The organism is Rhodococcus artemisiae, from assembly GCF_036327795.1.
In the GTDB taxonomy this organism is placed as follows: Bacteria; Actinomycetota; Actinomycetes; order Mycobacteriales; family Mycobacteriaceae; genus Rhodococcus; species Rhodococcus artemisiae.
The window spans coordinates 1-15,951 of the sequence record NZ_JAUTXY010000007.1 but is presented as its reverse complement, the minus strand read 5'-3'; the positions used below and the strand labels follow the sequence as shown (position 1 = coordinate 15,951).

Annotated in this window: 15 protein-coding genes; 13 read left to right on the top strand and 2 right to left on the bottom strand. The window is 67.3% G+C overall.

Going from position 1 to position 15,951, the window contains the following annotated elements:
• Positions 1-40 precede the first annotated feature (40 nt).
• The gene (locus Q7514_RS16070; RefSeq protein ID WP_330134282.1) at positions 41-1,681 is read left to right on the top strand and encodes an FAD-binding dehydrogenase; all 1,641 of its coding nucleotides are present in this window, start codon (positions 41-43) and stop codon (positions 1,679-1,681) included.
• A 40-nt stretch (positions 1,682-1,721) separates the two neighbouring features.
• On the opposite strand, the gene Q7514_RS16065 is transcribed toward Q7514_RS16070, so the two are convergent.
• Entirely contained in the window at positions 1,722-2,366 is a 645-nt protein-coding gene (locus Q7514_RS16065; protein WP_330134281.1) for an MBL fold metallo-hydrolase, read from the bottom strand.
• 102 nt (positions 2,367-2,468) lie between these two features.
• On the opposite strand from Q7514_RS16065, the gene purS reads away from it, so the two are divergent.
• The 12 genes from purS (at position 2,469) to purM (ending at position 15,453) form a co-directional block, all read left to right on the top strand.
• On the top strand, positions 2,469-2,714 hold the full coding sequence (gene purS, locus Q7514_RS16060) for a phosphoribosylformylglycinamidine synthase subunit PurS (protein WP_054714511.1): 246 nt from the start codon (positions 2,469-2,471) through the stop codon (positions 2,712-2,714).
• The gene (purQ, locus tag Q7514_RS16055) at positions 2,711-3,388 is read left to right on the top strand and encodes a phosphoribosylformylglycinamidine synthase subunit PurQ (RefSeq protein ID WP_330134280.1); all 678 of its coding nucleotides are present in this window, start codon (positions 2,711-2,713) and stop codon (positions 3,386-3,388) included. Before purS ends, purQ begins: the two co-directional genes overlap by 4 nt.
• A 427-nt stretch (positions 3,389-3,815) precedes the next feature.
• A complete protein-coding gene (locus tag Q7514_RS16050) occupies positions 3,816-4,646 on the top strand; it encodes an acyl-CoA thioesterase (RefSeq protein WP_330134520.1) in 831 nt (276 codons plus the stop codon).
• 31 nt (positions 4,647-4,677) lie between these two features.
• Positions 4,678-5,097, top strand: a complete 420-nt coding sequence (locus Q7514_RS16045; RefSeq protein WP_330134279.1) for a DUF427 domain-containing protein — start codon at positions 4,678-4,680, stop codon at positions 5,095-5,097.
• A 56-nt stretch (positions 5,098-5,153) separates the two neighbouring features.
• Positions 5,154-6,461, top strand: a complete 1,308-nt coding sequence (locus Q7514_RS16040; protein ID WP_330134278.1) for a M18 family aminopeptidase — start codon at positions 5,154-5,156, stop codon at positions 6,459-6,461.
• A gap of 65 nt (positions 6,462-6,526) precedes the next feature.
• Positions 6,527-7,222 (top strand): Uma2 family endonuclease, encoded by a 696-nt coding sequence (locus Q7514_RS16035; RefSeq protein ID WP_330134277.1) that lies wholly within the window; start codon positions 6,527-6,529, stop codon positions 7,220-7,222.
• 83 nt (positions 7,223-7,305) lie between these two features.
• Entirely contained in the window at positions 7,306-9,585 is a 2,280-nt protein-coding gene (purL, locus tag Q7514_RS16030) for a phosphoribosylformylglycinamidine synthase subunit PurL (protein WP_330134276.1), read from the top strand.
• Between the two features lie 4 nt (positions 9,586-9,589).
• Positions 9,590-11,365, top strand: a complete 1,776-nt coding sequence (locus tag Q7514_RS16025) for an alpha/beta hydrolase (RefSeq protein WP_330134275.1) — start codon at positions 9,590-9,592, stop codon at positions 11,363-11,365.
• Positions 11,362-12,192, top strand: coding sequence for a CPBP family intramembrane glutamic endopeptidase (locus Q7514_RS16020; RefSeq protein WP_330134274.1), 831 nt, complete (start codon positions 11,362-11,364; stop codon positions 12,190-12,192). The genes Q7514_RS16025 and Q7514_RS16020 overlap by 4 nt, the downstream gene beginning before the upstream one ends.
• Positions 12,161-12,547, top strand: a complete 387-nt coding sequence (locus Q7514_RS16015) for a sterol carrier family protein (protein ID WP_330134273.1) — start codon at positions 12,161-12,163, stop codon at positions 12,545-12,547. The genes Q7514_RS16020 and Q7514_RS16015 overlap by 32 nt, the downstream gene beginning before the upstream one ends.
• 94 nt (positions 12,548-12,641) lie before the next feature.
• Positions 12,642-14,225, top strand: coding sequence for an amidophosphoribosyltransferase (gene purF, locus Q7514_RS16010; RefSeq protein WP_330134272.1), 1,584 nt, complete (start codon positions 12,642-12,644; stop codon positions 14,223-14,225).
• A gap of 154 nt (positions 14,226-14,379) precedes the next feature.
• Positions 14,380-15,453: a phosphoribosylformylglycinamidine cyclo-ligase gene (gene purM, locus Q7514_RS16005; RefSeq protein WP_132475429.1), complete on the top strand. Its 1,074-nt coding sequence runs from the start codon at positions 14,380-14,382 to the stop codon at positions 15,451-15,453.
• A gap of 167 nt (positions 15,454-15,620) precedes the next feature.
• On the opposite strand, the gene Q7514_RS16000 is transcribed toward purM, so the two are convergent.
• Positions 15,621-15,815: a DUF3073 domain-containing protein gene (locus tag Q7514_RS16000; protein ID WP_054718054.1), complete on the bottom strand. Its 195-nt coding sequence runs from the start codon at positions 15,813-15,815 to the stop codon at positions 15,621-15,623.
• Between the last annotated feature and the right edge of the window lie 136 nt (positions 15,816-15,951).

Genomic DNA, 15,951 nt, shown 5'->3' with positions numbered 1-15,951 from the left:
ACCTCCCATCGTGTACTACCGATCGGTAGTCTTTCCGTCCATGGACGCAGACGTGATCGTGGTGGGCGCGGGTCTCGCAGGATTGGTCGCAACGGGGGAGTTGATCGACGCCGGCCGCAAGGTGATGCTCGTCGACCAAGAGAATTCGAACAACCTAGGCGGACAGGCATTCTGGTCATTCGGCGGACTGTTCTTCGTCGACAGCCCTGATCAGCGTCGCCTCGGCATCAAGGATTCGTACGAACTTGCCCTCCAGGATTGGATGGGCACCGCAGGTTTCGATCGTGACGACGAGGACCGTTGGCCGCGCCGCTGGGCGCAGGCCTACGTCGAGTTCGCGGCAGGCGAGAAGTACGCCTGGCTGCGGGAGCAGGGCCTGAAGATCTTCCCGATGGTCAACTGGGCCGAACGCGGCGGCTACGACGCCGGCGGCCACGGCAATTCAGTTCCGCGCTTCCACATCACGTGGGGAACCGGTCCCGCACTCGTCGAGATGTTCGCGCGCAAGGTCCGTGACGGTGTCGACCGCGGGCTGGTGACGCTGAAGCACCGCCACCAGGTGGACGAGCTGGTGGTGACGGGCGGCGCGGTCACAGGCGTGCGCGGCACCGTCCTCGAACCGACCACTGCCGCACGCGGCGTGAAGTCGTCGCGCACCGCCGTCGGCGACTTCGAGTTCTCCGCCGGAGCTGTCATCGTCACCTCCGGCGGCATCGGAGGCAATTACGACCTCGTGAAGAAGAACTGGCCGAAGCGGCTGGGTGAGCCGCCCGCGCACATGCTCACCGGGGTGCCCGCGCATGTCGACGGCAGAATGCTGGAGATCACCGAGAACGCCGGTGGCAACGTCGTCAACCGCGACCGCATGTGGCACTACACCGAGGGCATCACCAACTACGACCCCGTGTGGCCGAACCACGGCATCCGCATTCTGCCCGGACCGTCGTCGCTGTGGCTCGACGCCACCGGCAAGCGACTTCCGGTGCCGCTGTTCCCCGGTTTCGACACCCTCGGCACACTCGAGCACATCGTGGGTACCGGCCACGATCACACCTGGTTCGTGTTGGATCAGAAGATCATCGAAAAGGAGTTCGGGCTCTCCGGCTCGGAGCAGAACCCCGACCTGACCGGTCGCGACATCCGACTGCTGTTGCAGCGCGTGAAGTCCGGCGCCCCCGGCCCGGTGGAGGCGTTCAAGGAACGCGGCGTCGACTTCGTGGTGCGCGACAACCTCGCCGATCTCGTCGCCGGCATGAACGAACTCACCCCGGACGCGCCGCTGGACTACGCGACGGTGCGGTCGGTGGTCGAGGCCCGCGACCGCGAGATCGCCAACAAGTACACGAAGGACCTGCAGGTCGCCGCGCTGCGCGCAGCCCGCGCCTACAAGCCGGACCGCATCGCGCGGATCGCGTCGCCGCACCGGATCCTCGACCCCAAGGCAGGCCCGCTGATCGCCGTCAAACTGCACCTGCTCACCCGCAAGACGCTCGGCGGACTCGAAACCGACCTGTCATCGCGGGTCCGCAAAGCCGACGGATCGGTGTTCGACGGTCTGTTCGCCGCGGGCGAGGTCGCGGGTTTCGGTGGCGGAGGCGTCCACGGTTATCGGGCTCTCGAGGGTACGTTCCTCGGCGGCTGCATCTTCTCGGGCCGGGCGGCGGGTCGCGCCGCCCGCTGATCCACCGGATGCCGGTGATCGGGCAGAGCCCGGTGACCTGTCAGAGTTCTTGGTCGTCCTCGTGCTTCAGCACCCGGAACTCGGTGCCCTCGGGTGCCATCTCGGAGTACCGGCCGTAGAAGATTCCGCTGGCCTGGTCGGTGATGATGCCCTGGTGGATCGGCACCGCGACCCGCGGGTTCACCGCGCGCAGGTAGTCGACCGACTCCCAGATCTTCAGCCAGGGAGCTGCCGACGGCAGCGCGAGCACGTCGACCTGCTCGTGCGGGATGTAGAGCGAATCGCCCGGATGGAGCAGCCGGGCCGGGTTCTCGTCGTCGCCGACGAGGTACGCCGTGTTGTCGATCACGGGCAGTTCGGGATGGATCACCGCGTGGCGTCCGCCGGTGCCGCGGACGGTGAGGGTGCCGACGGCGAACGTGTCGCCGGGACGCACCGCCGACCATTCGCCGTCGAGCATCGACGCCGACTGAGGATCCGAGAACAGCTCGGCGCCGGGATTGGCCTCGAGCAGCGCGGGAAGTCGCGCCGGATCGGCGTGATCGGGATGCTGGTGGGTGACGAGGATGGCGTCGAGTCCGGTGATCCCCTCGAATCCGTGCGAGAAATTGCCCGGGTCGAACAGGATCGTCGTGCCGTTGTGTTCGAGGAGGATGCAGGAGTGTCCGAAGTGCGTGAGTCGCATGGATCCGAGTATGCCGGGCTCGACCGTTCCGTGTGGGCCGGTAAACTGCAGCGTGTCCGGTGTCCGTCTCCGGACGTCAGCACTACTACCGAGGAGCAGCACGTGGCGCGTGTCGTCGTCGAAGTCATGCCCAAGACCGAGATTCTCGACCCCCAGGGCCAGGCCATTGTCGGGGCGCTGTCGCGGCTGGGCTTCGCGGGCGTGACCGACGTCCGTCAGGGAAAGCGGTTCGAGCTGGAGATCGACGGCAGCGTCGACGACGCCGAGCTCGAGAAGATCGCCGAAGGTCTCCTCGCGAACACCGTGATCGAGGACTGGACGGTCCGTCGAATCGACGGTGAGGCATGAGCGCCCGCATCGGGGTCATCACGTTCCCGGGAACGCTCGACGACGTCGATGCATCCCGCGCGGTGAAGCTCGCCGGTGGTGAGGCCGTGAGCCTGTGGCACGGCGACGCCGACCTGAAGAACGTCGACGCGGTCATCGTGCCCGGCGGATTCTCCTACGGCGATTACCTGCGCTGCGGCGCGATCGCCCGCTTCGCTCCGGTGATGGGCAAGGTCGTCGAGGCAGCGCAGGGCGGTATGCCCGTCCTCGGTATCTGCAACGGCTTCCAGGTGCTGTGCGAGGCCGGTCTGCTGCCGGGCGCACTGACCCGCAACGCCGGTCTGCATTTCATCTGCCGCGACCAGTGGCTGAAGGTCGAGGCCACCGACACTGCGTGGACGTCGCGCTACGAATCGGGCGCCGAGATCCTCGTGCCCCTCAAGTCGGGTGAGGGTCGCTACCAGGCTTCCGAGCAGGTGCTCGACGAGCTCGAGGGCGAGGGGCGTGTCGTGTTCCGTTACGCGGGCGACAACCCGAACGGTTCGCAGCGCGGCATCGCGGGCATCTCGTCGGCGAACGGTCGCGTCGTCGGTCTGATGCCGCATCCGGAGCACGCCACCGAGGCGCTCACCGGTCCCAGCGACGACGGGCTGGGCATGTTCTACAGCGTTCTCGACGCCGTTGTGAACGCCTGACCGTTGTGACCGCCTGAATTCGTGGCACTACAAGACTCCGCTGCCCCTGGGTAGCGGAGTCTTGTCGTTCGTAGACTGAACGAGGGACCCCGTTGCCGTCCCGATCGGCTTCGAGGTCCCTCGCTCGTATTGCACCCGGAATTCAACCCCCCGATCGAGTCCCGAGCCGGTGCCACCCCCATCCCCCTCCGATGGCGCCGACCTCGAGTGTGCCGGACTCGACCGATCTTGTCCTGAGTAGGAATACGCAAACTTTGGGTATCCACAGTTGGACCGTGCGGACGTACGCTGTAGCGCATTGTTCCCGATCCCACTCATGAAGGACCGGCAAATGGCATTTCCGGATACGGCACCGTCCGATCCCGTCGCTGCGAATCCCGCCACTGCAGGCGAAGCACCTGTGCCCGAAGAGTCTTCGGTGGAGCGCATGCTGCGTATCTTCGACGTGACGCCCACCGGGGAGGACAGTTTCACCGGCGAGAGCGACGGCGGAGGGCGACGCGTGGTCGACGGTACCCAACTGCTCGCCCAATCGATCGTTGCGGTAGCGAAGCGATTTCCCGACAAGGAGATCCGATCTGCGCGGGCGATCTTCTCGCGCGCGGTCGATGCGGACGAGCCGGTCGATTTCGAGATCGATGTCGTTCATGCGGGACGCACCATGGTCAGCGCCGACGTGGCCGTCTGCCAGAACGGTCGACGCCACGCGATGGTGGCGGTCCTCGCGGACCTCCCCACCCCGGATGTGATCCGCCATCACGCACCCCGGCCCGACGTCGCCCCGCCCGGCGAAGCCCATCGGAACGAAATGCCCATGACCGGGCGGGAGCTCAGGGTCGTCGATGTCGTCGACGTCCGCAGCCCCGAGGAGGTCGGGCCGCCGGAACTGTATGCCTGGCTGCATTACGACCCGATCCCGACGCGTACCGACCTGGCCAAGGCGCTCATTGCGCACTTCACCGGGCACCTGTCGGTCTCCGCGACCATGCGTGCACACGACGGGGTCGGAACGAGCCAGGCCCATCGGACGATTTCGACCGGGATCATGACCGTGTCGGTCGCGTTCCACGACCCCGTCCGATGGGACGGATGGCTGCTCTACTCGCACGAGAGCACCCAGGTGGGTGGCGGAATGTCCTACGTTCGAGGACAGGTGCACACCGAAAGCGGGGAACTGCTCGCATCGTTCACTCAGGAAGCGATGATCCGGCCGTTGCAGGCCGACCACTCTGCGATACCCGCAAGCGCGCGGTTGTGAGACCGCCGGAACACAGCACAGGAGAGTGCCGATGAGTGTGCACGACGCCGAGCCACGCCCTCAGGGCAGCACGGGCTTCGCGGCCAGGCCGGACTACCGGGTCGATATCCATGCCCGCCGCAACGTGGTGCGCGCAACTCTGGACGGGGTGCTCCTCGCCGAGACCACAGCATCTCTGCTGGTCGACGAGCAGGACCACGGCCTGGTGTTCTACTTCCCACGCGCGGACGTCGTGGTGGAACTGACACCGGCAGGGGACGGCGGGTCGCGGTGTCCGTTCAAGGGCGAGGCGACGTATTGGCGTTTCGACGGCGACGGCGAGCAGCCGCTGTGCTGGAGCTATGAGGAGCCGTGGGAGCAGGTCGCTCGGATACGCGGCTTCGTGGCGTTCTACCAGGACACCGTCACGGTGAGTGTGGGGCAGGCCCATCCTGCGGTGTCGGGACGCTGAGTAGAAGGCGACGGTGGCGCCGGCGAGGGCGCAGCAGCGAGTGCGAAGATGCTGGTATGCCTTCGATCACGCATGCCGATGCCCAGGGTCTGTGTAATTTCGTCGATCTGTCGCCGTCACCGTTCCACGTGTGCGCGACCGTTGCGGCCACGCTGACCGACAACGGGTTCACCGAACTCGACGAGACCACCGGCTGGCCGGCCGATCCGGGCAGGTACTACGTGATCCGAGGTGGTTCGCTCATCGCGTGGAGCACCGAAGGTGACGACACGAGCCCGGCCCGGCCGTTCCGCATCGTCGGGGGACATACCGACAGCCCGAATCTGCGGGTCAAGCAGCACCCGGATCTCGCGTCGGCGGGGTGGCAGCTCGTCGGTCTCGAACCGTACGGAGGGGCGTGGCTCAATTCGTGGCTCGACCGCGACCTCGGGGTGTCCGGACGGTTCACAGTCCGTTCCGGGCACGCCACCGAGGACGTGCTCGTGCGAGTCGACAAGCCTGTTCTGCGCGTGCCGCAGCTCGCCATCCATCTGTCGGAGGACCGGAAGGGTGTGCAACTCGACCCGCAACGCCATGTCAACGGTGTATGGGGGATCGGCCGCGAACCGCGGTCGTTCATCGAATACCTCGCGGAGCAGACGGGTATCGACGCCTCGGCGGTCCTCGGCTGGGAGCTCATGACCCACGACCTCGCCCCGAGTTCGCTCGTCGGCGCCGAGGGAGATCTCGTCAGCGCACCGCGACTGGACAACCAGGCCACGTGTTACGCGGGCCAGCAGGCGCTTCTCGCCGCAACCGGGTACGTCGCCGAGCATGCGGGGCCGATGCCCGTGCTGGCCCTGTTCGATCACGAAGAGGTCGGCAGCATGTCCGACCGGGGGGCGTTCTCCGATCTGCTGAACACCGTCCTGGAGCGCATCGTGCTGGTGCGCGGCGGTGGGCGCGACGAGTTCCTGCGTGCCCTGGCAGGGTCGATCGTCGCATCCGGCGACATGGCACACGCGACGCACCCGAACTATCCCGACCGGCACGAACCCGCCCACCGGATCGCGGTGGGCGGGGGGCCGGTGCTCAAGGTCAACCAGAATCTGCGGTACGCGACCGATGCCGAGGGCGCCGGTGCCTTCGCCCTCGCGTGCGAGCAGGCCGGTGTTCCCCTGCAGCGGTACGTCCACCGGGCGGACCTGCCGTGCGGTTCGACGATCGGCCCGATCACTGCGTCCCGGACCGGCCTGACCACCGTCGACGTCGGTGCGCCGCAACTTGCGATGCATTCGTCGCGGGAGTTGATGGGTGCGGCGGATGTGACGACATATGCGGATGCACTGGCCGCGTTTCTCACACCGCGCTTGTCGCATTCCTGAGACCGGCGCGCCGGCCGATGCGAGACTGAGGTCGTCCAGTCCGGTTCGCGATCGGGGGTGTCGAGGTGAGTGTTCCGTCCTTCCCCGATCACCTGCTGGGCCTCGACGAGTGGGTACGGCTGCCCGAGTACGACCGCTTCCACGTGGAGCTCTGCGAGGGGGTTCTGGTCGCATCACCGCGACCCGGGTCGGCACACGACCACGCGGCGCTTGCGCTGGCGTTGCAGCTCGACGACCAGCTCCCCGGCAATCTGTGTGTGCTGGGTGGGGTGGAGGTTCTGGTGATGTCGGAGCCGCTCACGGTGCGCGTGCCCGATGCCATCGTGGTCGATCGGGCCCTCGTCGATGCGGATCCCGATCGAGCTCCGTCCTCCGAGGTGCGGCTGGTGCTCGAGGTCACCGTCGACGGCACTGCCCGCACCGACCGTGTCACGAAATTCTCGGAGTATGCGGAGGCGGGGATTCCGCAGTACTGGATCGTCGATCTCACCGGTCCGCCGGTGATTGCGGTGTTCACACTCGACTCCGGTTGGTATCGGTACGACGGTGAACACAGCGGCGCACCGACGCTGACCGCAGCGGGCAACGAGGTCACGGTGGACCTCCGCGGACTCGCCGAACAGGACGCTTCCGCACCTGAAGATCAGGGGGCTGCTGCACCTGCCGGACACAGCGTGAAGGGCCCTCCGGACAATGGCCGTGCAGTGGCCGCCGACACTGCCACGGCACCGGAAGCGCCGGAGGGGCCCGACCCCCGATAGACTGACTCCCGGCAGTGCCCGCCCGGCCTGCTGTTTTCGATCCTGCTGTTTCTCGATCCCAGAGTGAAGGGACCCGACGCCCAGTGTCATCGCACGTGGATACCGTCACCCACGCCGCCGAAACCCCCGATGTCGCTCAGCCCTATCGGGAGCTGGGGCTGAAGGAAGACGAGTACACCCGCATCACGGAGATCCTGGGGCGCCGCCCCACGGACGCCGAGTTGGCGATGTACTCGGTGATGTGGTCCGAGCACTGCTCGTACAAATCGTCGAAGGTGCACCTGAAGTACTTCGGTGAGACCACCACCGACGAGATGCGTTCGTCGATGCTTGCCGGCATCGGTGAGAACGCCGGCGTCGTCGACATCGGCGACGGCTGGGCCGTCACCTTCAAGGTCGAATCCCACAACCACCCCTCCTACGTCGAGCCCTACCAGGGTGCAGCGACAGGTGTCGGCGGCATCGTCCGCGACATCATGGCAATGGGTGCCCGCCCGATCGCGGTGATGGACCAGCTGCGCTTCGGCGCGGTCGACCACCCCGATACCCGGCGTGTAGTCGACGGTGTGGTGCGCGGTGTCGGCGGCTACGGAAACTCCCTCGGCCTGCCCAATGTGGGCGGCGAGACCGTGTTCGACTCGTCCTACCAGGGCAACCCGCTCGTCAACGCCCTGTGCGCGGGCGCTATGCGCGTCGAGGATCTGCATCTGGCGTTCGCGTCCGGTACCGGTAACCGGATCATTCTGTTCGGTGCGCGCACCGGTCTGGACGGCATCGGCGGCGTGTCGGTTCTCGCGTCCGAGACCTTCGACGGCTCGGGCGGCGGCCGCCCGAAGAAGCTCCCGAGTGTGCAGGTCGGCGACCCGTTCACGGAGAAGGTGCTCATCGAGTGCTGCCTCGACCTCTACCGCGAGAAGCTCGTCGTCGGGATCCAGGACCTCGGCGGTGCCGGACTGTCCTGCGCGACATCCGAGCTCGCCGCTGCTGGTGACGGCGGCATGCACATCAACCTCGAGCGTGTTCCGACGCGTGCGACGGGTATGTCCCCGGCCGAGGTGCTCTCCTCGGAGTCGCAGGAGCGTATGTGCGCGGTCGTGGCGCCCGAGAACGTCGACGCATTCATGGCCGTGTGCAAGAAGTGGGATGTGCTCGCCACCGACATCGGTGAGGTCACCGACGGTGAGCGTCTCGTCATCACGTGGCACGGCGAGACCGTCGTCGACGTGCCGCCGCGCACGGTCGCGCACGAGGGCCCGGTCTACGAGCGTCCCGTGCAGCGCCCCGACACTCAGGATGCGCTCATCGCCGATACCACCGCGAAGCTGAAGCGTCCCGAGACGAACGACGAGCTGAAGGCCACGCTGCTCGAGCTGCTCGCATCGCCGGCTCTGTGCAGCCGCAAATGGATCACCGAGCAGTACGACCGGTACGTGCGTGGCAACACCGTTCTGGCCGAGCACGCCGACGCCGGTGTGGTCCGTATCGACGAGGAGACCGGCCGCGGTATCGCGCTGGCTACCGATGCGTCGGGCCGTTACACGCAGCTCGACCCGTACACGGGGGCGCAACTCGCGCTCGCCGAGGCGTACCGCAACGTCGCCACCACCGGTGCCACCCCGAAGGCCGTATCCAACTGCCTGAACTTCGGGTCGCCGGAGGACCCGGGCGTGATGTGGCAGTTCCAGCAGGCCGTGCGCGGCCTCGCCGACGGCTGCGCGCAGCTGGGCATCCCGGTCACGGGCGGCAACGTCAGCTTCTACAACCAGACCGGTTCCACGCCGATCCTGCCGACGCCGGTCGTCGCGGTCCTCGGTGTGATCGACGATGTGCACCGTCGCATCCCCACCGGACTGGGTCTCGAACCCGGCGAGACGCTGATCCTGCTGGGGGAGACCCGCGACGAGTTCGACGGATCCATCTGGGCGCAGGTCGAGCACGATCACCTCGGTGGTGTGCCGCCGAAGGTAGACCTCGAGCGCGAGCGTCTGCTCTCGGAGATCCTCCTCGCCGGGTCGCGCGACGGACTGATCTCCGCTGCCCACGACCTGTCCGAGGGCGGGCTCGCCCAGGCGGTCGTCGAAGCCGCACTCGCGGGGGAGACGGGATGCCGGATTCTGCTGCCCGAGGATGCGGATCCGTTCGTGGCGCTGTTCTCGGAATCCGCGGGCCGGGTGCTCGTCGCCGTCCCGCGTACCGAGGAGTCCCGGTTCACCGGTATGTGCACGGCGCGCAACCTGCCGTGGGTCCGGATCGGCGTTGTCGACGAGGGATCGGACTCGGTCGAAGTCCAGGGACACTTCTCCGTGCCCATGAGCGAACTCCGCGAGGTCTACGAAGGCACCTTGCCGGCGCTGTTCGGGTAACCGGATGGCGGCTGCCCAGGTCGACAGGCTGGCAGCGATCGAAGCCCGTCAGGGACAGATCATCGCTGCAGTCACCGATTTCGGTGAACGCCACCCCTCCACCGCTCGGGTGTTGGGGTGGCTCAGCCTCGATACGACCGGGATAGCATTCGCCGCTCTGTTCTTCTGCTGGTCACTGTCGCCGTCGCTGCTGCCGCGCGACTGGCTGTTCCAAGGCATCATCGGCGGGATCAACGCCGCGATCGGGTACGGGCTGGGCTGCGTCGTCGGCTGGGCCGTCACCCGACTTGTGCTCAGGGGCAGATCGTGGTGGCCTCTGCCGTTGCCCGTCGAACGCGCGATCATGGTGGCGGTGCCCGTCGCCGGAGTTCTCGCGGCTCTGGTCGCGCTCGTGCTCGCCGCCGGTCAGCAACGGCAGCTGGCCGCACTCATGAATGCCGAGGGCACCACGACGTCCGGCTACCTGCGGACATGCCTGCTGAGCCTGGCCGTTGCCGCGCTGTTGATCTCGCTGTGGCGCGGACTGCGCGACATCGGCCGCTGGATCGCCGGACAACTCATTCGCCGCACACGGATGCCGGTGGGCCTCGCGCGCACCCTCGCGGTGATGCTGGTCGTACTCGCAACCTTCATGCTCATCGACGGTGTGCTCCTCCGTGTCGCGTACGCGATCACGAACTCGGCATTCAGCCTCCAGGACGACACCACCCGGCCCGGTGCTGTACAGCCGCTGGACCCTTCGAAATCCGGAAGCCCCGAATCCTTCGCGCCGTGGGAGACCCTGGGTTTCGAGGGCCGGAACTTCGTGTCGCGGGGGCTGGACGCCGACGAACTCACCGCGATCAACGGTGGGCCCGCGCAGGAGCCGATTCGCGTCTACGTCGGGCTCGACACAGCCGAAACACCCGAGGAACGTGTGGATCTGGTCGTCGACGAGCTCGAGCGGACCGGCGCCTTCGACCGCTCTGTGCTGGTACTCATCCCCACTACGGGGACCGGCTGGGTCAATCCCACGGCGGCGCAGGCGATGGAACTCGTGCACAACGGAGATGTCGCAATGGTCGCGTGGCAGTACTCGTTCCTGCCGAGCTGGATCTCGTTCCTCGCCGACAAGGAGAAGGCCGCGGCTGCAGGCGAGATGTTGATCGACCGCGTGCACCAGCGGTGGCTCGAGCTCCCCGAGGACCAGCGACCCGAACTGTTCGTCTACGGCGAGAGCCTCGGAACCCAGTCGGGTGAGGGCGCTTTCGACAGTCTTGCCGAGATCCGGGAGACCGTCGACGGTGTGCTGTGGGTCGGACCGCCGAATTCGAATCGCCTGTGGGGCCAGCTCGTCGAGCGCCGAGATCCGGGCAGTACCGAGGTCGAGCCGGTGTATGCCGATGGGCTCGTCGTACGGTTCGCGGACAGCCGACAGGAGATCGGTGTTCCCGACACTCCGTGGTTGTCGCCGCGTGTGCTGTACATCCAGCACGCGTCGGATCCCGTTGTGTGGTGGTCGCCGGAACTGCTGTTCACGCGGCCGGACTGGTTGTCGGAGCCGCCGGGGCCGGACCGGCTGCCGCAGATGCGGTGGTTCCCGTTCGTCACGTTCTGGCAGGTCTCCGCCGATCTCACGAATGCGGCGGGCGTGCCGGACGGGCACGGGCACAACTACGGCACCACCGTGCTCGACGGATGGGTGGCGGTGACGCAACCCGAAGGGTGGACCGACACCGACACGGAACGGGTCCGGATCGCGTTGGAGGCGCTGCGCAAGACGCAGGGGCCGGAGAAGTGAGAGTCGGGTCGTGGCGCGGACCGGTCGCCGCGGGGGCTGCGGTCGCACTCGGTGCGATTCTTCCCGCAGCCCCCGTCGGGCCGCGTGGCCGCGCGCTGCTTGCCGTCGGCGCCGGGATCGGCGCCGTGGCGCTGACCCGCGCGTCGGGTCTCGATCGACACGCGTTGGGCCTCGACGTGTCGCGGTTGCGTGCCGGTCTGCGTTGGGGAACGGTGGCGGCGGGCGCGATAGGGGCCGGCTACGTCGTCGCGCTGTCCGTTCCGGCGCTGCGCATCCACTTCGTCGACGGCGAGCGCGGCCGGCGCGAGGACTTCTACGAATGGATCGGACTGCACATTCCGATCGGAACCGTCCTCGCCGAGGAGCTGCTCTTCCGAGGCGCGTTGACGGCGCTCGTCGGGCCCCTTCCGCAGGCGGTGGCCTTCGGACTGTGGCATGTGCGTCCCGCGATCGTGGCCGGCGACAACATTGCGGCCACAGTGGCCGTCACAGGCTTGTCGGGCCTGGCGTTCGCGTGGTTGCGCAGGGGAAGCGGCAGCGTGCTCGCTCCGGCCCTGGCCCATCTCGCGGTCAACGTCGGGGGCGCGATCGCAGTGCGGGTTGTCGCGGGGGCGAGCGAAGCGACGGGGGATGCTACGGGGGCGAGCGAAGCGACGGGGCGAGCGAAGCGACGGGGGATGCTACGGGGGCGAGCGAAGCGACGGGGGATGCTACGGGGGCGAGCGAAGCGACGGGGGATGCTACGGCCCGGACCGCGTCCGAACAGGTGTAGCCGGCGAATTACGCTGGGTTGCCATGGCACCGCGCAAGACCGTCGATCCCGCTGAACTCCGTGCGGCCCTCCTCCGAGTCGGGCCGTGGGTGTCGGGCGGCAGCGACGAGAAACCCGCGAGGGCCGACCTCGCGGCGGCAGTGAGGCTCAGCGCCAGGATCCTCGAGCAGATCGCGCCCGGTTCCAGTGTCGAGGTGCGGGTGCCACCGTTCGTCGCGGTGCAATGCATCGAAGGCCCCCGGCACACGCGTGGGACGCCCCCCAACGTCGTGGAGACGGACCCGCGCACGTGGCTGCGCCTCGTGGTGGGTCTCGAGGTGTTCGACGACGCGGTGAATACCGGCGGCGTGGATGCGTCGGGCACTCGGACGGGCGAAATCGCGCACTGGCTTCCCCTGCTGCGCCTCTGATCCGGGAGCCCTTTCGGGTGTGTGGTCAGGGCCGTCCCCGACGGCACGTAGAATGGGGATGCCCCGATTTTGTCCAGCCCCAGGGAGCACCCCGGTGACCAGTGCCGATCTGTCGGTTCACACACGCAATCTTCTCGCCTCAGACGAACCCGAGAACGAGCCGCGCGAAGAGTGCGGAGTCTTCGGAGTGTGGGCTCCCGGCGAGGACGTGGCGAAACTCACGTACTACGGGTTGTACGCTCTTCAGCACCGAGGTCAGGAGGCTGCGGGCATCGCCGTCTCCGACGGTTCGCAGGTGCTCGTATTCAAGGATCTCGGCCTGGTGAGCCAGGTATTCGACGAGCAGACGCTCGCCGCGATGCCCGGCCACATCGCCGTCGGCCACTGCCGCTATTCGACGACCGGGTCGACCACCTGGGAGAACGCGCAGCCGATCTTCCGCACGACCGCGGCCGGCACCGGTATCGCACTCGGCCACAACGGCAACCTCGTCAACACTGCCGAACTTGCACAGAAGGCTCGGGAGCTGGGCGCGCTCGACCAGAATCGTCCGGGCGCCGCGTCTTCCGATTCCGATCTCGTCGGTGCGCTCCTCGCCCATGCGGCGGCGGACAGCACGATCGAGGGCGCCGCGATGAAGCTGCTTCCGACGCTCCGTGGCGCGTTCTGCCTGACCTTCATGGACGAACACACCCTCTACGCGGCTCGCGACCCCTGGGGCATCCGTCCGCTGTGTCTGGGCCGCCTCGATCGTGGCTGGGTGGTCGCCAGCGAAACCGCGGCGCTCGACATCGTCGGTGCGTCCTTCGTCCGCGACATCGAGCCCGGTGAGCTGCTCGCCATCGATTCCGACGGTGTCCGGTCGTCCCGTTTCGCGGCGCCCGAGCCGAAGGGCTGTGTCTTCGAGTACGTGTACCTGGCACGTCCCGACTCGACGATCGGTGGACGTTCGGTGCATGCGACCCGCGTCGAGATCGGACGGCGCCTCGCGAAGGAACACCCGATCGACGCGGACCTCGTGATTCCGGTCCCCGAATCCGGCACTCCCGCTGCGGTCGGCTACGCCCAGGGCTCGGGCCTGCCGTACGGGCAGGGTCTGATGAAGAATGCCTATGTTGGCCGCACCTTCATCCAGCCGAGCCAGACGATCCGTCAGCTCGGTATCCGGCTCAAGCTGAATCCCCTGCGCGAGGTCATCCGCGGCAAGCGTCTCGTCGTCGTCGACGACTCGATCGTGCGTGGTAACACCCAGCGTGCACTGATCCGCATGCTGCGTGAGGCCGGGGCGCTCGAGATCCACGTCCGGATCGCGTCGTCCCCGGTGAAGTGGCCCTGTTTCTACGGCATCGACTTCGCCTCGCCCACCGAGCTCATCGCCAATGGTGGCGGTCACCGCGACACCGACGTCGACGAGCACGACTACGACGAGATGGTCGAGATGGTGCGCCGGTCGATCGGTGCCGATTCGCTCGGCTACATCTCGATCGACGGCATGATCGGCGCCACCGAGCAGCCGTCCTCGCGCCTGTGCGCGGCGTGCTTCGACGGGCAGTACCCGATTGCGCTGCCCACCGAGTATGCGATCGGCAAGAACGTCCTCGAAGGTGTCGTCGATGCGGAATCGGTCACTCCGACCGTCCTGGACAACGCCAACGCGGATGTTCTGAGCCGCCCGTAGATCCGGTTCCGGTACCGTGAGTGCGCGGTCGGCTCTCTCGGGCCCGCTTTCGCATGCGTTCCGACGGACACCGACCACCCTGCATTTCGGTCACGAACGTGCCGTCACGCAACCGACAACCCTATTCACAACTCGAAGCTGGAGCCGACAACCCATGACCGAGGAGACAACCCCCGGAGCGTCCTACGCAGCGGCAGGCGTGGACATCGAGGCGGGCGACAAGGCCGTCGAACTGTTCGCACCGCACGCGAAGAGGGCCACACGACCGGAGGTGCTCGGAGGTCTCGGGGGCTTCGCGGGCCTGTTCGCACTCAAGGGCGACTACAAGGAACCGCTCCTCGCCGCGTCCACCGACGGCGTCGGTACGAAGCTCGCGGTGGCGCAAGCACTGGACAAGCACGACACCGTCGGTCTCGACCTGGTGGCCATGGTCGTCGACGACCTGGTCGTGTGCGGTGCCGAGCCGCTGTTCCTGCAGGACTACATCGCTGTCGGGCGCGTTGTGCCCGAGCGTGTCGCCGAGATCGTCTCCGGCATCGCCGAGGGCTGTGTCCAGGCAGGCTGCGCTCTCCTCGGCGGCGAGACCGCCGAACACCCGGGCGTGATGGCCGACGGTGATTACGACCTGTCCGCGACCGGTGTCGGTGTGGTGGAGGCCGAGAAGCTCCTCGGACCCGACCGCGTCCGCCCGGGCGACGTCGTGATTGCCATGCGGTCGTCGGGACTGCACTCCAACGGATACTCCCTCGCGCGCAAGGTGTTGCTCGAGATCGGCAAGATGAGCCTGACGGCCCACGTCGACGAGTTCAGCCGCACGCTCGGCGAGGAACTGCTCGAGCCGACGCGGATCTACGCGAAGGACTGCTTGGCTCTCGCCGCCGAGACCGAGGTGCGCACCTTCTGCCACGTCACCGGTGGCGGGCTTGCTGCCAACCTCGGACGCGTGATGCCGAAGGGCCTCGTCGCGGAACTCGACCGCACCACGTGGAGTCCGGCACCCGTGTTCGGCCTCATCGCTCAGCGCGGTCGGGTCGAGCGCGCTGAGATGGAGAAGACCTTCAACATGGGCGTCGGAATGGTCGCGATCGTCGCGCCGGAGGACGTCGACCGCGCCCTTGCGGTGCTCACGGCTCGGCACATCGAGAGCTGGACTCTCGGTACTGTCCGCAAGGCGCAGGACGCCGACGGTGAGCGTGCGCTGCTTCTGGGCGATCACCCGCGCTTCTGATTTTCACCGGGACAGACCGGAGATTCGCAAAGGTCGGGGTGCTGCGTGTGCGCAGCACCCCGACCTTTGCCATGTTGTGAAGATGTGGCCGGGGACTACCTGATTACACCACCAGCGGAGGGGGAGCCGATGATTCGGCTCCCCCTCCGCTGGTGGTACACGTCTGGTCAGCGGCGCCAGTCGTCCTCGTGGTCGTCGTCCCAACCGGAGGAACCCTGGTCGGCGAAGACCTCGTCCCTGTGCGAGTTCGTTGCACCGCCCGCCAACTCTCGTTGAAGGCTCTCGAAGTCGGTGGACGGCGAGCTGTACTTGAGTTGCCTTGCAACCTTGGTCTGCTTTGCCTTAGCTCGGCCGCGGCCCATGGCCAACCCCCTCGCGCTTTGACGGGGCGGCCTGGGGAATTTGGCGGCCCCGGTGTGTTGAGTATTTTCCTGTGCCCCACTTTAGCCTGGAAAACTCAGTTCCGCTACCCCCCACCCCCCCAGGCCGGGGTCCGGT